Genomic DNA, 21,343 nt, shown 5'->3' on the forward strand with positions numbered 1-21,343 from the left:
ACTATGCCGGCTTCATTCGTTCATCTACGCCTGCACACTGAGTACTCCCTGGTCGACGGCCTGGTACGGATCAAACCGCTGGTCAAAACCCTGGTGGGCATGAACATGCCTGCGGTCGCGGTTACCGACCAGAACAACATGTGTTCCCTGGTCAAGTTCTACAAGAACGCCATGGGCGCCGGCATCAAGCCGATCTGCGGCGCCGACCTCTGGCTGTCCAACAAAGACCCGGATAACCCCCTGAGCCGCATCAGCCTGCTGGCGATGAACGGCGTGGGTTATCGCAACCTCACCGAACTGATCTCCCGTGGCTTTATCGATGGCCAGCGTAACGGCTCGATCATCATCGAGCGCGAGTGGGTGGCCGAAGCCAGCGAAGGCCTGATCATGCTCTCGGCGGCCAAAGAGGGCGAAATCGGTATCGCGCTGCTGGGCGGCAACCCTCAGGAAGCCGAAGTGCTGGCGCGTGAGTGGATGCAGGTGTTCCCAGGCCGGTTCTACCTGGAAGTCCAGCGCACCAACCGTCCCAACGATGAAGAACATCTGCACGCTGCCGTCGCCCTGGCCGATAAGCTGGGTGCGCCGCTGGTGGCGACCAACGATGTGCGCTTTATCAAGAAAGAAGACTTCGAAGCCCACGAAACCCGTGTGTGCATCGGTGAAGGCCGGGCCCTGGATGACCCGCGCCGCTCGAAGAACTACAGCGAAGAGCAGTACCTCAAAAGCGCCGAGGAAATGGCGGAGCTGTTCAGCGACTTGCCCGAGGCCCTGGAAAACTCCGTCGAGATCGCCAAGCGCTGCAACATCGAAGTAAAGCTGGGCAAGCACTTTTTGCCCAACTTCCCGATTCCCGATGGCATGACCATCGACGAATACTTTCGCAAAGTGTCGTTCGATGGCCTGGAGGAACGCCTCAGCGTCCTGCTGCCCAAGGACACCACCGAGGACTACGAAGCCAAGCGCCAGGTGTATGTCGATCGGTTGAATTTCGAGCTGGATATCATCATCCAGATGGGGTTCCCCGGCTACTTCCTGATCGTAATGGACTTTATCCAGTGGGCGAAAAACAACGGCGTGCCGGTAGGTCCGGGCCGGGGGTCAGGTGCTGGCTCGCTGGTGGCCTACGTACAGAAGATCACCGACCTTGACCCGCTTGAATATGACCTGCTGTTCGAACGGTTCCTGAACCCGGAACGGGTATCCATGCCCGACTTCGACGTCGACTTCTGCATGGATGGTCGTGACCGCGTCATTGAATACGTGGCCGAGAAATACGGCCGCAACGCAGTAAGTCAGATCATCACCTTCGGTTCTATGGCCGCCAAAGCGGTAATTCGCGACGTGGCGCGGGTGCAGGGCAAGTCCTACGGTTTGGCCGACCGCCTGTCGAAGATGATCCCGTTCGAAGTCGGCATGACCCTGGAAAAAGCCTACGAGCAGGAAGAAATCCTGCGCGACTTCATCAAGGTCGATGAAGAAGCCGCCGAAATCTGGGACATGGCGCGCAAGCTCGAAGGCGTGGTGCGTAACGTCGGTAAACACGCTGGTGGCGTGGTTATTGCGCCGACCAAGCTCACCGACTTTTCGCCGATCTATTGCGATGAAGAAGGCGACGGCCTGGTCACCCAGTTCGACAAGGACGACGTGGAGGCCGCCGGCCTGGTGAAGTTCGACTTCCTCGGCCTGCGGACCCTGACGATCATCGACTGGGCACTCAAGACCATCAACCGCGACCGTGCCAAGGTCGGCGAAGAACCGCTGGATATCGCGTTTATCCCGCTGGACGACAAACCGACCTATAGCCTGCTGCAAAAAGCCGAAACCACGGCGGTGTTCCAGCTTGAATCCCGGGGCATGAAGGAGCTGATCAAAAAGCTCAAGCCCGACTGCCTGGAAGACTTGATCGCACTGGTGGCCCTGTTCCGTCCGGGCCCGCTGCAATCGGGCATGGTGGATGACTTCATCAACCGTAAACACGGCCGCGCCGAGCTGGCTTACCCGCATTCCGACTATCAGTATGAAGGCCTCAAGCCCGTACTGGCGCCGACCTACGGCATCATCCTGTACCAGGAACAGGTGATGCAGATCGCCCAGGTGATGGCCGGCTACACCCTCGGCGGTGCGGACATGCTGCGTCGCGCCATGGGTAAGAAAAAGCCCGAGGAAATGGCCAAGCAGCGCGGCGGTTTCATTGAAGGTTGCGCCACCAACAACATCGATGCCGACCTGGCCGGTAACATCTTCGACCTGGTAGAAAAATTCGCCGGTTATGGCTTCAACAAATCCCACTCCGCCGCCTATGGCCTGGTGTCGTACCAGACCGCCTGGTTGAAAGCCCACTACCCGGCACCGTTCATGGCGGCGGTACTCTCGGCGGATATGCACAACACCGACAAGGTCGTGACCTTGATCGAGGAAGTGCGCACCATGAAGCTGCGCCTCGACGCGCCGGACGTGAACGCTTCGGAGTTCAAGTTCACGGTGAACGACGAAGGCCGCATCATCTATGGCCTCGGCGCGATCAAAGGCGTGGGCGAAGGTCCGGTGGAGGCCATTACCGAAGCGCGTCAGGACGGGCCGTTCAAGGACCTGTTCGATTTCTGCGCGCGGGTGGATCTCAAGCGCATCAACAAACGTACCCTCGATGGCCTGATCCGCAGCGGCGCACTCGACCGTCTTGGCCCGTATTTTCATGATGAGCCCAAGGCTTACCAGGCCAATATCGATCGTAACCGGGCGGTGCTGCTGACCGCCATGGAAGAGGCGATCAAGGCCGCCGAGCAGACCGCTCGTACCCATGACAGCGGCCACGCCGACCTGTTTGGCGGGCTGTTCGTCGAAGAGGATGCGGATGTCTACGCGAATCACCGCAAGGCCAAGGAGCTGACTCTGAAGGAACGCCTCAAGGGTGAAAAAGACACCTTGGGCCTGTACCTCACCGGTCACCCGATTGACGAGTACGAAGGCGAAATCCGCCGTTTTGCCCGTCAGCGCATCATCGACCTCAAACCGGCGCGGGATACCCAGACCGTCGCCGGTATGATCATCGCCCTGCGGGTGATGAAAAATAAGAAGGGCGACAAGATGGGCTTCATCACCCTCGATGACCGCTCGGGCCGCATCGAAGCGTCATTGTTTGCCGACGCGTTTCACTCCGCCCAATCGCTGTTGCAGACCGACGCCATGGTGGTGGTGGAAGGGGAGGTCAGCAATGATGACTTCTCCGGTGGCCTGCGCCTGCGCATCAAGCGCGTGATGAGCATGGAAGACGCCCGCACCAACCTGGCCGAAAGCCTGCGCCTGAAGGTCAAAACCGAAGCGCTTAAAGGCGATCAGCTACGCTGGTTGGGTGACCTGCTAAAACGCCATCGTGGCGCATGCCCGGTGACCATGGAGTACACCGGCAGCGATGCCAAGGCCATGTTGCAGTTTGGTGAGACGTGGCGAATTGATCCCGCTGATGGCTTGATTCAAGCTTTGCGTGACCAGTTCGGGCGAGACAACGTCTTCCTCCAATACCGTTGACGGTCAGATAGATCTGATCTCGACTAAACATTTAATCTCGACCTAAACGCGCCTCTCCCTTAAGGTAGGGCGCGAATAGACAACCGGCTGGCCAGGCACCCCTTGGCCGTCGACCCAAGACGGACGCTTATGAACCCGAATTTTCTTGATTTCGAACAGCCGATCGCTGACCTGCAAGCCAAGATCGAAGAGCTGCGCCTGGTCGGCAATGACAATTCGCTGAACATCGGTGATGAAATCGCTCGCCTGCAAGACAAGAGCAGCACGCTCACCGAAGACATCTTCGGCAAGCTGACCAGCTGGCAGATCGCGCGCCTGGCTCGCCACCCGCGCCGTCCCTACACCCTGGACTACATCGAACACATCTTCACCGAGTTCGACGAGTTGCACGGCGACCGTCACTTCTCCGACGACGCGGCCATTGTGGGCGGTATCGCTCGCCTGGACGATCAGCCGGTTATGGTGATCGGTCATCAGAAAGGCCGTGAAGTGCGCGAGAAAGTACGCCGCAACTTCGGCATGCCGCGCCCGGAAGGCTATCGCAAGGCGTGCCGCCTGATGGAAATGGCCGAGCGCTTCAAGATGCCGATCCTGACCTTCATCGACACGCCGGGTGCCTACCCGGGTATCGACGCCGAAGAGCGCAACCAGAGCGAAGCGATTGCCTGGAACCTGCGCGTCATGGCGCGCCTGAAAACCCCGATCATTGCCACCGTGATCGGTGAAGGTGGTTCCGGCGGTGCCCTGGCCATTGGTGTCTGCGACCAATTGAACATGTTGCAGTACTCGACCTACGCGGTGATCTCGCCGGAAGGTTGTGCCTCGATCCTGTGGAAAACCGCCGAAAAGGCGCCGGACGCTGCCGAAGCCATGGGCATCACCGCCGATCGCCTCAAAGGCCTGGGTATCGTGGACAAGGTCATCGCCGAGCCACTGGGCGGCGCTCACCGTGATCCGGCTGCCGCTGCTGCGACCATCCGTGCCGAGTTGGGGTCGCAACTGGCGATGCTCAAGAAGCTGGATAACGAAGCGCTGCTGGCTCGTCGTTATGAGCGCCTGATGAGCTACGGCCTCTAAGCCGACGCTGTACCCAATGTAGTAGCCGGCTTGTGTGGGAGCTGGCTTGCCTGCGATAGCATCACCTTGGTATCACTGATACACCGAGGTGCCTGCATCGCGGGCAAGCCCGGCTCCCACATTTGCTTTGTGTATGCTGACGAACGTATTCAAGCTTTGCGGCGGTGACGTGTGATGAAACCAACCCTGCCGGCCACACTCCTGCACACCCTGGCCCCCTGGCGCAACGCCCCGGCCTGGCATATCGCGTTCTCCGGCGGTCTCGACTCCACCGTCCTGCTGCACCTCCTGGTCTCACTGGCCAACATCGAAAATCTGCCTCCTGTCAGCGCCGTCCATGTCCACCATGGCCTGCAAGCTGCTGCCGAGGCGTGGCCTGCTCATTGCCAATCGGTCTGCGACAGCCTGGGCGTACCCTTGCGCGTCATGCGCGTGCAGGTGAGGCCCGGCGCGAGCATTGAACGTGCGGCGCGCGATGCGCGCTACCAAGCGTTCATGCAAATCATGGGGGCAGGGGAGGTGCTTTTCACTGGCCAGCATCGCGACGATCAAGCCGAAACCCTGCTGTTTCGCCTGCTGCGTGGCGCCGGTGTGCGAGGGTTGGCGGCTATGCCTGAGCATCGCCCGTTGGCCCAAGGCCGCTTGGTGCGGCCGTTGCTGGCGTGCACCCGTAGCGAGCTGGAAGCCTACGCCCATCAGCATCAGTTGCAGTGGATCGAAGACCCCTCCAACGTTGATTCCCGGTTTTCCCGCAATTACTTGCGTCACCGTGTACTCCCTGCCGTGACGGAGCGCTGGCCCCAGGCCATCACCCACCTGGCTCGCACGGCTGAACACATGGCTGAGGCTCAGGGGCTGCTCGACGAATTGGCGCTGATGGACCTGCAGCGCGCCGATCAGCCTTCTGCGTTTCCCTGGTTGCCTCTGCAGTCCCTGGCGCTTGAACCATTGCGTGAATTGTCCGATGCCCGCCAGCGTAACGCCCTGCGGCATTGGCTCATGCCACTGACCCGTTTACCCGACAGCGATCACTGGGCCGGTTGGCATGCCCTGCGCGATGCCAAGCGTGACGCACAGCCTCTGTGGCGCCTGGCCGACGGCCAAATGCAGCGTAGCGGTGAACGCATCTGGTGGTTGCCCACAACATGGTCGGAGTTTTCCGACGCATCGGAGAGCTGGCCCGATCCGCAAAATCCACTAGAGTTATCGGGTAATGGCCAACTGAGATTTATCGGCAAGGCTCCCGAAGGCCCGCTGCAGGTGCGTTATCGCCAGGGTGGCGAAATCATCGACGTACCGGGCCGAGGCCGGCGCGATCTCAAGCGTCTGCTGAATGAAAGCGGCATGCCGGGCTTCGTCCGTGGCAGATTGCCGCTGGTCTATCGGGGCGAGCAATTGCTGGCTGTGCCAAGCGTTGCGGGGGCATGGGCCCGGTCGATGGGTGAGGTGCAATTGGATTGGTTGCCACAGACCTGCGATCAAGGTTTGAGCTGATAGCGCCTTTCCGGTAGACTACGCTCCCTTCTTGATACAACTTCTGTGGATTCGCCTGAATCGCAGTCGTTGCCGATTACCAAGCAGTCTTTGCTGGGCGATTCCAAAAAATGTGTAGCGATCAACGTACCGGTGTTTCATTGCTGGTCTGTCACAACGCGGCGGTTTTTTTGAAAGGTGCACTGTGATTAATGCAGGTGATCGGGGGCTTCGGCCTTCCTTCGCTTTCCCCGGCGGCTCGGACCGCTTTAACGCAGACTTCTAGGGTTTTTCATGACGCGCTACATATTCGTCACGGGCGGTGTTGTTTCTTCATTGGGGAAAGGCATTGCCTCCGCTTCATTGGCGGCCATCCTGGAGGCGCGGGGACTTAAGGTCACCATGCTCAAGCTGGACCCGTACATCAACGTCGACCCGGGCACCATGAGCCCGTTCCAGCACGGTGAAGTGTTCGTCACCCACGACGGCGCCGAGACCGACCTGGACCTGGGCCACTACGAGCGGTTCATCCGCACGACCATGACCCAGAACAACAACTTCACCACCGGCCGTGTCTACGAGCACGTGTTGCGCAAAGAGCGCCGTGGTGACTACCTGGGTGCAACCATCCAGGTGATCCCGCACATCACCGACGAAATCAAGCGCCGCATCATCAAGGGTGCAGGCGATGCCGACGTGGCCATGGTCGAGATCGGTGGCACCGTGGGTGACATCGAGTCCCAACCGTTCCTCGAGGCCATCCGCCAGTTGCGTTTCGAAGTCGGCGCCAAGCGCGCGATGCTGATGCACCTGACATTGGTGCCGTACATCGCCACTGCCGGCGAAACCAAAACCAAGCCTACCCAGCACTCGGTCAAGGAACTGCGTTCCATCGGCCTGCAGCCGGATGTGCTGGTATGCCGCTCCGATCACCCGATCGATATTTCCTCGCGCCGCAAGATTGCGCAGTTCACCAACGTTGAAGAACGTGCGGTGATTGCCCTGGAAGACGCCGACACCATCTACAAGATCCCGGGCATCCTGCATTCGCAAGGCCTGGATGATTTTGTGGTCGAGCGTTTCGGCTTGCAGTGCGGGGGTGCAGACCTGTCCGAGTGGGAAGCGGTTGTCGACGCCAAGCTCAACCCAGAGCATGAAGTCACCATCGCCATGGTCGGCAAATACATGGAACTGCTGGACGCGTACAAGTCGCTGATCGAAGCAATGAGCCACGCCGGTATCAGCAACCGTACCAAGGTCAACCTGCGCTACATCGACTCCGAAGACATCGAGAACCAGGGCACCGCGCTGCTCGAAGGTGTTGACGCTATCCTCGTTCCCGGCGGTTTCGGCCTGCGTGGTGTGGAAGGCAAGATCACTGCCGTGCAGTACGCCCGTGAAAACAAGGTGCCGTACCTGGGTATCTGCCTGGGCATGCAAGTGGCCGTTATCGAGTTCGCCCGTAACGTGCTGGGCTGGAAAGACGCCAACTCCACCGAGTTCGATCACAGCAGCGGCCATCCGGTCGTGGGTCTGATCACCGAGTGGGAAGACGCCACTGGCGCCGTTGAAACCCGTACCGAAACGTCCGACCTGGGCGGCACCATGCGCCTGGGTGCACAGGATTGCCTGCTGGAAGCTGGCTCGCTGGTACACGACTGCTACGGCAAGGACGTGATCGTCGAGCGTCACCGCCACCGCTATGAAGTGAACAACAACCTGCTGCCGCAGATCAAAGAAGCTGGCCTGAAAATCTCCGGCCGCTCCGGTGATGGCAAGCTGGTTGAAGTGGTCGAGGCACCGGATCATCCGTGGTTCGTGGCGTGTCAGTTCCACCCGGAGTTCACCTCGACGCCGCGCGACGGTCACCCGTTGTTCAGTGGTTTCGTCAAAGCAGCACTGACGCAACATCAGAAGAAGGCGTAAACCTGATGGCCCAGAAGATCATTCGCGTAGGCGACATCGAGATTGCCAACGACAAGCCCATGGTGCTGTTCGGCGGCATGAACGTGCTGGAAAGCCGTGACATGGCGATGCAGGTGTGTGAGGAGTACGTGCGGGTCACCCAGAAACTGGGTATCCCTTACGTCTTCAAGGCCAGCTTCGACAAGGCCAACCGTTCGTCCGTGACCTCCTATCGCGGCCCGGGCCTTGAAGAAGGCATGCGGATCTTCCAGGACATCAAGCAAGCCTTCGGCGTGCCGATCATCACCGACGTCCACGAGCCTGATCAGGCTGCCGTGGTCGCCGAGGTGTGCGACATCATCCAGTTGCCGGCCTTCCTGTCGCGCCAGACCGACCTCGTGGTCGCCATGGCCAAGACCGGCGCTGTGATCAACATCAAGAAAGCCCAATTCCTCGCTCCTCAGGAGATGAAACACATCCTGAGCAAATGCGTGGAAGCGGGTAACGACCAGTTGATCCTCTGCGAGCGGGGTTCGAGCTTCGGCTACAACAACCTCGTGGTGGACATGCTCGGTTTCGGCATCATGAAACAGTTCGAATACCCCGTGTTCTTCGACGTGACCCACGCGCTGCAAATGCCCGGTGGTCGTTCGGACTCCGCTGGCGGGCGACGTGCCCAGGTGACGGACCTGGCCAAGGCGGGCATGAGCCAGTCCCTGGCGGGCCTGTTCCTTGAAGCTCACCCGGACCCGGACAACGCCAAATGTGATGGCCCATGCGCCCTGCGCCTGGACAAGCTGGAGCCATTCCTGGCCCAACTCAAGCAGTTGGACGAGCTGGTCAAGAGTTTTCCGACGGTAGAGACCGCGTAACTGGCATTTCTCCGGTAGAATTTCCCACGCTTTACGCTCAGGCCCCCGGGCCTGAGCCTTGTCGTCTGCAAGCCTGCCCCGTTGTTCCACCCTTGCGGTCGGTCAAAAGATTTCCTTCAGCTGCGTCGTTTTCGTCAACTTTGGAGTGTTTACAACAATGGCAAAAATCGTCGACATCAAAGGTCGTGAAGTTCTCGACTCCCGTGGCAACCCCACCGTCGAAGCCGACGTGCTTCTCGATAACGGCATCATCGGCAGCGCCTGCGCGCCGTCCGGTGCTTCCACCGGTTCGCGCGAGGCGCTGGAACTGCGTGATGGCGACAAGAGCCGTTACCTGGGCAAGGGTGTACTCAAGGCTGTAGCCAACATCAACGGTCCGATTCGTGACCTGTTGCTGGGCAAGGACCCGCTGGACCAGAAAGCCCTGGACCACGCGATGATCAAGCTCGACGGCACTGAAAACAAAGGCAGCCTCGGCGCCAACGCCATTCTCGCGGTGTCCCTGGCAGCTGCCAAGGCGGCTGCGCAGGACCAGGACCTGCCGTTGTACGCACACATTGCCAATCTGAATGGCACCCCGGGCGTCTACTCGATGCCGGTGCCGATGATGAACATCATCAACGGTGGCGAGCACGCAGATAACAACGTCGACATCCAGGAATTCATGGTACAGCCGGTTGGCGCCAAGTCCTTCTCCGAAGGCCTGCGCATGGGTACCGAGATTTTCCATCACCTCAAGGCTGTACTGAAGGCTCGTGGCCTGAGCACTGCCGTGGGTGACGAAGGCGGTTTCGCGCCGAACCTGGCCTCCAACGAAGACGCACTGAAAGTCATCTCCGAAGCCGTGGCCAACGCTGGCTACAAGCTGGGCACCGACGTGACCCTGGCCCTGGACTGCGCCGCCAGCGAATTCTATGAAGACGGCAAGTACAACCTGTCCGGCGAAGGCCAGGTGTTCAACTCCGAAGGCTTCGCTGAATACCTCAAAGGCCTGACCCAGCGCTACCCGATCATCTCGATCGAAGACGGCCTGGACGAGTCCGACTGGGATGGCTGGAAAATCCTCACCGACAAGATCGGCGAAAAAATCCAGCTGGTGGGTGACGACCTGTTCGTGACCAACACCAAGATCCTGAAAGAAGGCATCGACAAGAAGATCGCCAACTCGATCCTGATCAAGTTCAACCAGATCGGCACCCTGACCGAAACCCTGGAAGCCATCCAGATGGCCAAGGCCGCGGGCTACACCGCCGTGATCTCCCATCGCTCCGGCGAAACCGAAGATTCCACCATTGCCGACCTGGCCGTGGGTACTTCGGCGGGCCAGATCAAGACCGGTTCCCTGTGCCGTTCCGATCGCGTGTCCAAGTACAACCAATTGCTGCGCATCGAAGAGCAATTGGCAGGTAAAGCCAAGTACAACGGTCGCGGCGAGTTTCGCGGCTAAGCAGTAAATGGTAAAAAGTCGGCGGATTGCGTCAGAAATCTCACGAAAATGTGAATTTCGGCGCTAATCTGCTGACTGACAAGCGCAAGCCTGGTTTTTCCAGGCTTTGTGCTATCAGTTGCTGCAAAAGGTTTGCATGACTGTCTTTTTTCACTGGATACCCGGATTTCGATGCGCAGTCCCAATTGGTTGTTCCTCGTCTTACTCTTGTTGCTGGCTGGCCTGCAGTACCGCCTATGGGTCGGTAATGGCAGCTTTGCGCAGGTGGAAGAGCTGACCCAGCAAATTGCCGACCAGCGTGCCGAAAACGAACGCCTGCTGGAGCGCAACCGTGTCCTGGACGCTGAAGTGCTTGAGCTGAAAAAAGGCACGGAGACCGTTGAAGAGCGGGCTCGTCATGAGTTGGGCATGGTCAAGGAGGGCGAGACCCTCTACCAGTTGGCCCAATGAGCCACGATTTACCGGCCTTCTGGGCCGTGATCCCTGCCGCGGGCGTCGGTGCCCGTATGGCCGCAGACCGTCCCAAGCAGTACCTGCAACTGGGCGGGCGCACTATTCTCGAACACAGCCTCGGCTGTTTTCTCGACCACCCACGCCTCAAGGGCCTGGTGGTCAGTCTTGCAATTGACGATCCTTATTGGCCCACCTTGGCATGCGCCACTGACCCGCGTATCCAGCGTGCCGACGGGGGCTCGGAACGTTCCGGCTCGGTGCTCAATGCGCTGCTGCAACTCAACGCCCTGGGCGCCAGTGATGACGACTGGGTGTTGGTGCACGACGCTGCGCGGCCTAACCTGAGCCGTGATGACCTCGACAAATTGTTGGCGGAACTGGCTGACGATCCGGTAGGCGGCCTGCTGGCGGTGCCGGCGCGCGACACCCTCAAGCGTGTCGACAAGCATGGCCGTGTGGTGGATACCGTTGATCGCAGCCTGATCTGGCAGGCTTACACGCCGCAGATGTTCCGCCTGGGCGCCTTGCATCGCGCCTTGGCCGACAGCCTGGTGGCCGATGCGGTGATCACCGATGAAGCGTCGGCCATGGAATGGTCCGGGCAGGCGCCGCGCCTGATCGAAGGGCGTTCGGACAATATCAAGGTGACTCGGCCGGAAGACCTGGAGTGGTTGAAGTTGCGCTGGGCTAACCGGCGGTAACCTGTCAGGCCGGGTCTGCTTCATCGCAGGCAAGCCAGCTCCCACATTTGATCGCTGCCACATCAAACAACACGTCCAACTGTGGGAGCCGGGCTTGCCCGCGATGAGGCCGGTGCAGACCACCTCAATTCAATGCTTGTACTCCGGCCTCTGCGCCAACCCCACCTTCAAAAAGTCCACCAGCTTCCTCACCTTCGGCGACAAATGCCGCTGCTGCGGATACAACGCCCACACCGCAGTATTTGGCGGTTGATGAGCCTCCAGCAACGACACCAACGCCCCGCTGTGCAGATGCTCCAGCACGTAGTAATCCGGCAACTGGCACAAGCCCATGCCTTGTAACGCCGCATCCAGCACCGCTTGCCCGCTGTTGCAGCGCCAATTGCCTTGCACGCGCTGGGAAAATTCCCGCCCATCCTGGGCCATTTGCCAGATATCCGAGCTGCCAATCAGGCAGTTATGCCGGCTCAACTCCGACAAACTGTGTGGCCGACCGTACCGTTCGAGGTAGGAGGGCGACGCGCACAGGTACATGCGTCGAGGTGCCAGGCGGCTGGCAACCATGCGCGAGTCTTGCAGGCGTCCCAGGCGGATGGCCAGGTCGAGGCCTTCATGCACCAGGTCCAGCGAGCGGTTGGTCAACTCGATGTCCACGCGCAGTTGCGGATAGTGCGCCATGAATCGTGTCACCAGCGGCACGATAAAGCGTTCGCCATAGGCCACGGCGCAGGTCATGCGCAACATGCCCTTGGGTTCGCTGGTCAGGTCGCCCACCGCCCGCAACGCTTCCTCGCGACCGTCCTGCAGGCGTTGGCAGTGCTGCAGGAAGGTCTGACCGGCTTCGGTCAAAGTCACCTTGCGCGTACTGCGGTACAGCAATCGGGTTTGCAGGCGTTCTTCAAGGCGCGCCACTTGCCGGCTGACATGGGATGAAGACACCCCCAACCGTTCGGCCGCCGCCGTGAACTGGCTGCATTCGGCCACCGCGACAAACTCGTCAATGCCTTCCCAGCGGTTCTCCAGCATGGTGATTGTCCCTGTACAGCAATAATGTTTTGCTTTAGCCCGAATTATTCATCAATAAGTGATGATTTACACTCACCGTCTCAGTTTTTAACCCGATGGAGAAACCCGGATGATCAAGTCCCGTGCCGCCGTAGCCTTCGAGGCCAAGAAGCCCCTTGAGATTGTTGAAGTGGATGTCGCCATGCCCAAGGCTGGCGAGGTGCTGCTGCGGGTGGTCGCGTCCGGCGTGTGCCACACCGATGCCTACACCTTGTCGGGGGCTGACCCGGAAGGCATCTTCCCGTCGATCCTCGGCCATGAAGGCGGCGCAGTGGTGGAAGCCATCGGCGAGGGCGTAACTTCGGTGGCTGTGGGCGATCACGTGATCCCGCTGTATACCCCGGAATGCGGCAAGTGCAAGTTCTGTCTGAGTGGCAAGACCAACCTGTGCCAGGCCATTCGCGCCACGCAGGGCAAGGGCTTGATGCCGGATGGCACCACGCGTTTCTCCTACAAGGGCCAGCCGATTTTCCACTACATGGGCACCTCGACGTTCTCCGAGTACACCGTGCTGCCGGAAATCTCCGTGGCCAAGATTCCTAAAGAAGCGCCGTTGGAAAAAGTCTGCCTGCTCGGTTGTGGTGTCACCACCGGCATCGGTGCGGTGATCAACACCGCCAAGGTCAAGCCGGGCGACACCGTGGCCGTCTTCGGCCTGGGCGGTATTGGCCTGTCGGCGATTATCGGTGCAGTCAAGGCCAAGGCCGGTCGCATCATTGCTATTGATATCAACCCGGCCAAGTTCGAAATCGCCAAGCAACTGGGTGCCACCGATTGCATCAACCCGAAAGACTACGACCGCCCAATCCAGGACGTGATTGTCGACCTGACTGACGGCGGCGTGGACTTCTCTTTCGAGTGCATCGGCAATGTGCAACTGATGCGTGCGGCCCTTGAGTGCTGCCACAAAGGCTGGGGCGAGTCAGTGATCATCGGCGTGGCCGGTGCTGGCCAGGAAATTGCCACTCGCCCATTCCAGCTGGTCACCGGTCGCGTCTGGCGTGGTTCGGCGTTTGGTGGCGTGCGCGGTCGTACCGAATTGCCAAGCTACGTGGAAATGGCTCAGTCCGGTGAAATTCCGCTGGATACCTTCATCACCCACACCATGGGCCTGGAAGATATCAACAAAGCGTTTGACCTGATGCATGAAGGCAAGAGCATTCGTACCGTCATTCACTTCTGAGGTCGGCCATGAGTCTGGAAAACCTGTCATGCCAGAAGAGCTTCGGCGGCTGGCATAAACGCTACAAGCATCATTCCGATGTGCTCGGTTGCGACATGACCTTTGCCGTCTACCTGCCACCGCAAGCGGAGCAGGGCGGCAAGCTGCCGGTGTTGTATTGGCTGTCCGGTTTGACCTGTACTGACGAAAACTTCATGCAGAAGGCCGGCGCCCAGCGCATGGCCGCCGAGTTGGGCTTGATTATCGTCGCGCCGGACACCAGCCCCCGTGGCCCCGGCGTGCCGGGCGACCCGGACAATGCCTGGGACTTCGGCCTCGGCGCCGGCTTCTACCTCAATGCCACCCAGGAACCCTGGGCCAAGCACTATCGGATGCATGACTACGTGGTGCAGGAATTGCCGGCACTGGTGGAGGTGCATTTCCCTGCGTCGGATAAACGCGGCATCAGCGGCCACTCCATGGGCGGTCACGGTGCGCTGGTCTGTGCGCTGCGCAACCCTAGACGTTACCTGTCGGTGTCGGCATTTTCGCCGATCAACAATCCGATGGACTGTCCGTGGGGCCAGAAGGCCTTTTCCCGTTATTTGGGGGAAGAGCGCTCGAAGTGGCGTGAATGGGATGCCTGCGTGCTGATCAGCGAAGCCTCGGAAAAGTTGCCGCTGTTAGTGGACCAGGGCGATCGCGACGATTTCCTCGCCGTTCAGCTCAAGCCCGAAGCCCTGCTGCAAGCAGCCAAGGCAGCCAACCATCCGCTGGAACTGCGCCTGCAGCCTGGCTACGACCACAGCTACTTCTTCATCGCCAGCTTCATCGAAGACCATTTGCGGCATCATGGTCGTGCTTTGCTCGGTTAATCTGAGGCAAAAGTAGGTAGAATCACGCCCTGAATTAAATCGGGGCGTTTTTTTATGCGTATTGGCCACGGCTACGATGTGCACCGTTTCGCTGAAGGCGATTTCATCACCCTGGGCGGCGTGCGTATTGCACACCACCATGGGTTGCTGGCTCATTCTGACGGCGACGTGGTCTTGCACGCCTTGAGCGATGCCTTGCTCGGCGCGGCTGCATTGGGCGATATCGGCAAGCACTTCCCGGACACCGATCCCACCTTCAAGGGCGCGGACAGCCGTGTGTTGCTGCGCCATGTGGTCGGCCTGATCCATGCCAAGGGCTGGAAGGTTGGCAACGTCGATAACACCATCGTCGCCCAGGCGCCGAAAATGGCCCCCCATATCGAAGCGATGCGCACTGCGATCGCCGCAGACCTGCAAATTGAATTGGATCAAGTCAACGTGAAAGCCACCACCACCGAAAAGCTCGGGTTTACCGGTCGTGAAGAGGGCATCGCGGTGCACTCCGTCGCCTTGTTGCTGCGCGCATGAACGACCTGCAACTGCTGGGCCCGAGGGCCTATGGCGAGGCCCTGGGCAGCGCGGTACTCAAGGCCACAGCCGAAGACTTCCAGGTTGATGAGGTGCTGGACATCCCGCTGACCGGCGACGGCGAGCACCTGTGGCTGTGGGTGGAAAAGCGCGGCTTGAACACTGAGGAAGCGGCACGGCGTATCGCCAAGGCTGCTGGGGTGCCATTGCGCACCGTCAGCTATGCCGGGCTCAAGGACCGTCAGGCCCTGACCCGCCAGTGGTTCAGCGTGCAATTGCCCGGCAAGGCCGACCCGGACATGAGCGGCGCAGAAAACGACACCCTCAAGATCCTGAAAACCGCCCGTCACAAACGCAAGTTGCAGCGTGGGGCTCATTCGGCCAACGGCTTCACCTTGCGCCTGACCCAACTGGTCGGCGACACCGCTGCCATCGACGCACGTCTGCAGTTGATTGCCCGGCACGGCATCCCCAATTATTTCGGCTCCCAGCGTTTTGGCCACAACGGCGGCAACGTGGTGGATGCTCGCGAGTGGGCCGCCCGCAAGGCCCTGCCCGAGCAGCGCAACGTGCGCTCGCGCTTGCTGTCCACCGCTCGCAGTTACCTGTTCAACCAAGTGTTGGCGGCTCGTGTCGCCGACGGTTCATGGCAGCGAGCCCAAGTTGGCGATCTGCTGGCGTTTACCGACAGTCGCAGTTTTTTTCCGGCCGGGGAAGCTGAGTGCAGTGACCCGCGCCTGGCGATCCTGGACCTGCATCCCACCGGCCCACAGTGGGGCGAGGGCGATTCGCCGGCGAAAGGTCTTACATACGAGCTGGAACAATCTGTCGCCGCTGGCGAAGCTGACCTACGTGATTGGCTGGTGAAGGCGGGAATGAGCCAGGAACGTCGCATTCTGCGACTGCCCATTGGCGGGTTGACGTGGCATTATCCCGGGCCTGACATTCTGCAATTGGAATTCGTCCTGCCGGCCGGATGCTTCGCCACTGTCTTGGTGCGCGAGCTTGTTGATCTGGTGCCGGTGGGGCAGACGGACAGCCCATGCGTATTCTGATATCAAACGATGACGGTGCCACCGCACCCGGTCTTGCCGCGCTCCATGCTGCGCTGCAGGATTACGCCGAGTGCGTGGTGGTTGCCCCCGACCAGGACAAGAGCGGCGCCAGCAGTTCGCTGACGCTCGACCGTCCGCTGCACCCGCGGGTCCTGGCCAATGGCTTTATCAGCGTTAACGGCACCCCCACCGACTGCGTGCACCTGGCGATCAACAGTCTGCTGGAGCACCAGCCAGACCTGGTGGTCTCGGGGATCAACCTGGGCGCCAACCTGGGTGATGACGTGCTGTATTCCGGTACCGTGGCGGCCGCCCTTGAAGGGCGCTTCCTGGGCCGCACCGGCTTTGCCTTTTCCTTTGCCTCGCGGCAATTGGATAATCTGGCGACGGCGGCGTATTACGCGCGCAAGCTGGTGGAGGCCCATGGCTCCCTGGACCTGCCGCCGCGTACGGTGCTCAACGTCAATATCCCCAACTTGCCCCTCGACCATATTCGCGGTATCCAACTCACGCGCCTGGGCCATCGCGCCCGTGCTGCGGCGCCCTTGAAGGTGGTCGACCCACGCGGCAAGGAAGGATACTGGATCGCCGCGGCCGGTGACGCCGAAGATGGCGGCGAGGGCACGGACTTTCATGCGGTGATGCAAGGCTATGTCTCCGTTACCCCGTTGCTGTTTGATCGCACCTTCAGTGATGCCTTCAGTGGCCTTGATGGCTGGCTGGAGGGACTGCGTTGATGGCTCGTGAACAAGACGACTTGTTGCGCCGCGGCATCGGGATGACCTCCCAGCGCACCCGGGAGCGGTTGATCCAGCGTCTGTATGAAGAAGGCTTGTCCAACGCACAGGTGCTGGAAGTAATCCGACGCACGCCGCGGCATCTGTTTGTTGATGAGGCACTGGCGCATCGCGCCTATGAAGACACAGCGTTGCCCATCGGCCACAACCAGACCATCTCTCAGCCCTATATGGTTGCGCGTATGAGCGAGCTATTGCTGGCGGCGGGGCCGTTGGACAAGGTGCTGGAGATTGGTACCGGCTCTGGCTATCAGACGGCCGTGCTGTCGCAATTGGTAGAGCGGGTGTTTTCGGTCGAGCGCATCAAGGTGCTACAGGACCGGGCCAAAGAGCGTCTGGTGGAGCTGAACCTGCGCAACGTGGTATTCCGCTGGGGCGATGGCTGGGAGGGCTGGCCGGCGCTGGCGCCCTACAACGGTATCATCGTCACCGCCGTGGCCACCGATGTGCCGCAAGCCTTGCTGGATCAATTGGCACCTGGCGGGCGGCTGGTCATCCCGGTGGGCTCCGGCGAAGTGCAACAGTTGATGCTTATTATCCGTGAGGACGAAGGTTTTTCCCGGCATGTACTCGGTGCCGTGCGTTTCGTCCCCTTGCTCAACGGCCCGCTGGCCTGATCATTTATTCGCGGGCAGTGAATTCTGTAAGCGGGGATGTGTCTTACGGCGGGGTCTATTGAATCAACATGCCTGGCAGCCACGATTAAACATGGTGAATTTTTCCTTTCAGTCAGGTGCCAGTAAAAAGCCAATGCCCAGTTATACTTGCGTCATATTTCAAGCCTGATACAGGCGTTAACGTTCAGCCACCACAAAGGGAGCGGCGGGTGAGTCTCACAGGTCCTGCGCAGCGAATGAGTAAAACAAGCTTTCAGCGACTGGTGCTTGGCCTTGTCTTGAGTTCCTTATTGGCAGCCTGCTCGAGCACGCCATCCGGCGGTGCGCGGGTCGTTGACCGTACCAACGCAACCCCCCAGAGACCTACGGTCACCACTGGCCAATACGTGGTGCGCAAAGGCGACACCCTGTTCTCGATTGCCTTTCGTTATGGCTGGGACTACAAGGCGCTGGCCGCCCGTAACAACATTCCTGTGCCGTATACGATCCATCCGGGGCAGACCATTCGTTTCGATGGTCGCTCAGGTTCTGCACCTACGGCAGTTGTGACAAAGTCGGGATCTTCGCCATCGTCCTCGAGCAAGACCACCATCATTACCCGGCCTGCAGGCAGCGCCGCGCCTACGGTTGCGAGCAAGCCGGCACCCGCGCCGTTGCCACCCGCCGGGCCTGCGCCGACCGGTTGGGGATGGCCTTCAAACGGAGTGTTGATTGGAAAATTCTCTTCAAACGGTAGTTTGAATAAAGGCATTGATATCGCCGGGGATTTGGGACAGCCTGTTTTAGCTGCGTCTGATGGGACAGTGGTGTACGCCGGGAGTGGTTTGCGGGGCTACGGCGAGCTGGTCATCATCAAACACAGCGATACCTACGTCAGTGCCTACGGTCATAACCGCAGGTTGTTGGTTCGGGAGGGGCAGCAGGTCAAGGTCGGACAGACGATTGCCGAAATGGGGTCAACGGGCACAGACCGGGTGAAACTGCACTTTGAGATTCGCCGCCAAGGGAAGCCTGTAGATCCGCTGCAATTCCTGCCCCGTCGTTGATGTGTTGCACAGCCTGTTCCCTCACGTAGAAGGAACAGGCTCCAGCGTTGCCAAGGATAGAGGCGTCGCTTGAGCTTGAGGTCGAACTCACCAAAGGACTATAACAATGGCTCTCAGTAAAGAAGTGCCGGAGTTTGACATCGACGATGAGGTTCTCCTTATGGAGGCCGGTATCGATTTGGAAACGATGTCAGATAATGAAGGGGTATCACCACCTTCAGTTCGCACCAAATCCAAGAATGCTGCCGCGTTGAAGCAGCACAAGTACGTTGACTATACGCGGGCGCTCGACGCGACCCAGCTGTACCTCAATGAAATCGGCTTTTCCCCTCTGTTGACCCCCGAAGAAGAAGTCCATTTTGCGCGTCTGTCGCAAAAGGGCGATGCGGCTGGGCGTAAGCGCATGATTGAAAGCAACCTGCGCCTGGTGGTGAAAATCGCCCGACGCTACGTCAATCGTGGGCTGTCCCTGTTGGACCTGATCGAGGAGGGCAACCTGGGCTTGATCCGGGCTGTGGAGAAATTCGACCCTGAGCGGGGCTTCCGTTTCTCCACCTATGCCACCTGGTGGATTCGCCAGACCATCGAACGGGCGATCATGAATCAGACCCGCACGATCCGGTTGCCGATCCATGTGGTCAAGGAGCTCAACGTCTACCTGCGGGCGGCGCGTGAGCTGACGCAAAAACTCGATCATGAACCTTCGCCTGAAGAGATCGCCAACCTGCTGGAAAAACCGGTAGGGGAGGTCAAGCGCATGCTCGGCCTTAACGAGCGTGTCTCTTCGGTCGATGTCTCGCTGGGGCCGGACTCGGATAAGACCCTGCTGGACACCCTGACCGATGATCGTCCGACGGACCCTTGCGAGCTGTTGCAGGACGATGATCTTTCCCAAAGTATTGACCAGTGGCTCTCAGAGCTCACGGACAAGCAGCGTGAAGTGGTGATTCGCCGCTTCGGCCTGCGCGGTCATGAGAGCAGCACCCTGGAGGATGTAGGTCTGGAGATTGGTCTGACCCGTGAGCGGGTGCGGCAGATCCAGGTAGAGGGCCTCAAGCGCTTGCGCGAGATCCTGGAGAAGAATGGCTTGTCGAGTGAGTCGTTGTTCCAATAACGATTGGTAGGGCAGCGATGACAAAACGCCCGATGCATGTGAATGCATCGGGCGTTTTGCTGTGCCCTGATCGTTCCCACGCAGAGCGCGGGAACGATCAGGCATAAAAAAACCCCGCTTTTAAGGGCGGGGTTTTTTCGACTAAGTCAGTACAAGTTAGATAACTTGAACTTCTTCAGCTTGCATGCCTTTCTGACCGCGGGTAGCGATGAAAGAAACCTGTTGGCCTTCTTTCAGGCTTTTGAAGCCGTCGGATTGGATAGCTTTGAAGTGAACGAACAGGTCGTCACCGGATTGTGGAGTGATGAAGCCGAAGCCTTTTTCATCGTTGAACCACTTAACGGTACCAGTTTGGCGATTAGACATGGTGTATCTCCTTGGACAAAGTTAACTGCGACTCAGGAAAAGCCCTGGCCGAGACTGAGTGCAAAGAGCAGGAAAAATTCTTGGAGATGGTTGGATCGAAATTCAACATATCGTGTAGAGATTCTCAGTGACACAAGCAGCACAGTGGCGCCACCTTAACCCTTTTTCCGGAACGTGCCAATGGTATTTCCGAAGGTTTCTCTATTTTCGTGACTGGCGGTGGTATTTACAGTCATTGGCGCCTGCCGTCCGGGTCCCGGCCACGCTCGCTATGGCTTATAACTGGCCGTGCATTGATCAAGAAAACCCGTACGGCCTTTGAACCCCAACGCCGGCCCCGGTAAGATGGCCCACAGATTTTTTTCGCCTCGCTATTCAGGACACCGCCATGAGCATCAAATCGGACAAGTGGATTCGCCGCATGGCGCAGGAACACGGCATGATCGAGCCGTTCGTCGAACGTCAGATTCGTGGCGAAGGCGACGAGCGCGTGATTTCGTACGGTGTTTCCAGCTATGGCTACGACGTGCGTTGCGCCGATGAATTCAAGGTGTTCACCAACATCAATTCGGCGATCGTCGATCCAAAGAACTTCGACGAAAAGAGCTTCGTCGACGTCAAGAGCGACGTGTGCATCATCCCGCCCAACTCTTTCGCCCTGGCGCGCACCGTGGAATTCTTCCGTATTCCGCGCGACGTGTTGACCATCTGCCTGGGTAAAAGCACCTATGCCCGCTGCGGCATTATCGTCAACGTCACACCGCTCGAGCCGGAGTGGGAAGGCCACGTGACCCTGGAATTCTCCAACACTACCACCTTGCCGGCGAAAATCTACGCCAACGAAGGCGTGGCACAGATGCTGTTCCTGCAGTCCGATGAGGCTTGTGAAGTGTCTTACAAGGACCGTGCGGGCAAGTATCAGGGCCAACGCGGCGTCACTCTCCCACGCGCTTGATCGAAAGCGCCTTCGGGTAAAGGGAATTTGTCTGCAGAAAGTGACTCTATCTAGGTGTACTGCTTCGGCGCGTGTGAAACGCGCCGGGCCATACTTGAGGAGTACCTTATGAAGATCGACCCGCGAATCAGCGCAGAACTCGCCCGGCTTGAACCCAACCAGATTGGTGTTCTGGCCTGGTCCTTGATGGCCAACCCCGCGCACGCGGGGGGCATCCCTGGTCAACCCGAACCTGATTACCCACAGCCTACCGAACCGGGTGAGCCGACCTTACCGGACGAGCCGCCACCCGCGCCCGTTGCCTGATCCC

General features: G+C 59.5%; 20 protein-coding genes. 18 read left to right on the forward strand and 2 right to left on the reverse strand.

The genetic code is table 11. The features are described from left to right. The first annotated feature begins 3 nt into the window (after positions 1-3). The 8 genes from dnaE to ispD all read left to right on the forward strand — a co-directional run bounded on the left by dnaE (position 4) and on the right by ispD (position 11,453). Entirely contained in the window at positions 4-3,525 is a 3,522-nt protein-coding gene (gene dnaE / locus GH769_RS03110; protein WP_003189180.1) for a DNA polymerase III subunit alpha, read from the forward strand. Positions 3,526-3,654: 129 nt separating this feature from the next. Beyond that, the gene (locus GH769_RS03115; protein ID WP_003189182.1) at positions 3,655-4,602 is read left to right on the forward strand and encodes an acetyl-CoA carboxylase carboxyltransferase subunit alpha; all 948 of its coding nucleotides are present in this window, start codon (positions 3,655-3,657) and stop codon (positions 4,600-4,602) included. Between the two features lie 174 nt (positions 4,603-4,776). Continuing rightward, positions 4,777-6,096, forward strand: coding sequence for a tRNA lysidine(34) synthetase TilS (tilS, locus tag GH769_RS03120; RefSeq protein WP_020300969.1), 1,320 nt, complete (start codon positions 4,777-4,779; stop codon positions 6,094-6,096). A 273-nt stretch (positions 6,097-6,369) separates the two neighbouring features. Then, positions 6,370-8,001 (forward strand): CTP synthase, encoded by a 1,632-nt coding sequence (locus GH769_RS03125; RefSeq protein WP_003189189.1) that lies wholly within the window; start codon positions 6,370-6,372, stop codon positions 7,999-8,001. Between the two features lie 5 nt (positions 8,002-8,006). After that, entirely contained in the window at positions 8,007-8,852 is an 846-nt protein-coding gene (kdsA, locus tag GH769_RS03130) for a 3-deoxy-8-phosphooctulonate synthase (RefSeq protein ID WP_014717240.1), read from the forward strand. A gap of 157 nt (positions 8,853-9,009) precedes the next feature. Next, positions 9,010-10,299, forward strand: a complete 1,290-nt coding sequence (gene eno / locus GH769_RS03135; RefSeq protein ID WP_003189193.1) for a phosphopyruvate hydratase — start codon at positions 9,010-9,012, stop codon at positions 10,297-10,299. Positions 10,300-10,470: 171 nt separating this feature from the next. Beyond that, positions 10,471-10,749, forward strand: a complete 279-nt coding sequence (gene ftsB, locus GH769_RS03140; protein WP_003189195.1) for a cell division protein FtsB — start codon at positions 10,471-10,473, stop codon at positions 10,747-10,749. Next, positions 10,746-11,453 (forward strand): 2-C-methyl-D-erythritol 4-phosphate cytidylyltransferase, encoded by a 708-nt coding sequence (ispD, locus tag GH769_RS03145; RefSeq protein ID WP_014717241.1) that lies wholly within the window; start codon positions 10,746-10,748, stop codon positions 11,451-11,453. Before ftsB ends, ispD begins: the two co-directional genes overlap by 4 nt. Before the next feature lie 129 nt (positions 11,454-11,582). Here the strand turns inward: ispD and GH769_RS03150 are convergent, their stop codons facing one another. After that, positions 11,583-12,479: a LysR substrate-binding domain-containing protein gene (locus GH769_RS03150; protein ID WP_019817856.1), complete on the reverse strand. Its 897-nt coding sequence runs from the start codon at positions 12,477-12,479 to the stop codon at positions 11,583-11,585. Positions 12,480-12,588: 109 nt separating this feature from the next. Here GH769_RS03150 and GH769_RS03155 point away from each other — a divergent pair, with 109 nt between their 5' ends. From GH769_RS03155 to rpoS, 8 genes are all read left to right on the forward strand, one after another. Beyond that, positions 12,589-13,701 carry an S-(hydroxymethyl)glutathione dehydrogenase/class III alcohol dehydrogenase gene (locus GH769_RS03155; protein WP_014717243.1) on the forward strand — a complete coding sequence of 371 codons (1,113 nt, stop codon included), beginning with the start codon at positions 12,589-12,591 and terminating at the stop codon, positions 13,699-13,701. Between the two features lie 8 nt (positions 13,702-13,709). After that, entirely contained in the window at positions 13,710-14,555 is an 846-nt protein-coding gene (gene fghA / locus GH769_RS03160; RefSeq protein WP_020300971.1) for an S-formylglutathione hydrolase, read from the forward strand. 54 nt (positions 14,556-14,609) lie between these two features. Next, positions 14,610-15,083, forward strand: a complete 474-nt coding sequence (gene ispF / locus GH769_RS03165; protein WP_003189207.1) for a 2-C-methyl-D-erythritol 2,4-cyclodiphosphate synthase — start codon at positions 14,610-14,612, stop codon at positions 15,081-15,083. Then, positions 15,080-16,138, forward strand: coding sequence for a tRNA pseudouridine(13) synthase TruD (truD, locus tag GH769_RS03170; protein ID WP_032903247.1), 1,059 nt, complete (start codon positions 15,080-15,082; stop codon positions 16,136-16,138). Before ispF ends, truD begins: the two co-directional genes overlap by 4 nt. After that, a complete protein-coding gene (surE, locus tag GH769_RS03175) occupies positions 16,126-16,875 on the forward strand; it encodes a 5'/3'-nucleotidase SurE (RefSeq protein WP_014717247.1) in 750 nt (249 codons plus the stop codon). Before truD ends, surE begins: the two co-directional genes overlap by 13 nt. Positions 16,876-16,916: 41 nt before the next feature. Continuing rightward, positions 16,917-17,552, forward strand: coding sequence for a protein-L-isoaspartate(D-aspartate) O-methyltransferase (locus GH769_RS03180; RefSeq protein WP_169850588.1), 636 nt, complete (start codon positions 16,917-16,919; stop codon positions 17,550-17,552). A 209-nt stretch (positions 17,553-17,761) separates the two neighbouring features. Further along, entirely contained in the window at positions 17,762-18,598 is an 837-nt protein-coding gene (locus tag GH769_RS03185; protein WP_032893170.1) for a peptidoglycan DD-metalloendopeptidase family protein, read from the forward strand. A 106-nt stretch (positions 18,599-18,704) separates the two neighbouring features. Continuing rightward, positions 18,705-19,712, forward strand: a complete 1,008-nt coding sequence (gene rpoS / locus GH769_RS03190) for an RNA polymerase sigma factor RpoS (protein ID WP_032903246.1) — start codon at positions 18,705-18,707, stop codon at positions 19,710-19,712. 156 nt (positions 19,713-19,868) lie between these two features. Here rpoS and GH769_RS03195 read toward each other — a convergent pair whose 3' ends face one another. Beyond that, the gene (locus GH769_RS03195) at positions 19,869-20,078 is read right to left on the reverse strand and encodes a cold-shock protein (RefSeq protein ID WP_002554837.1); all 210 of its coding nucleotides are present in this window, start codon (positions 20,076-20,078) and stop codon (positions 19,869-19,871) included. A gap of 388 nt (positions 20,079-20,466) precedes the next feature. Between GH769_RS03195 and dcd the strand changes: the two genes are divergently transcribed. Both dcd and GH769_RS03205 read left to right on the forward strand, forming a co-directional pair. Further along, a complete protein-coding gene (gene dcd, locus GH769_RS03200; protein WP_003189215.1) occupies positions 20,467-21,033 on the forward strand; it encodes a dCTP deaminase in 567 nt (188 codons plus the stop codon). Positions 21,034-21,141: 108 nt separating this feature from the next. Next, positions 21,142-21,339, forward strand: a complete 198-nt coding sequence (locus GH769_RS03205) for a hypothetical protein (protein ID WP_005785769.1) — start codon at positions 21,142-21,144, stop codon at positions 21,337-21,339. Positions 21,340-21,343: the final 4 nt, after the last annotated feature.

This window comes from Pseudomonas sp. CFSAN084952 (assembly GCF_009648855.1).
Taxonomy (GTDB): Bacteria; Pseudomonadota; Gammaproteobacteria; order Pseudomonadales; family Pseudomonadaceae; genus Aquipseudomonas; species Aquipseudomonas paracarnis.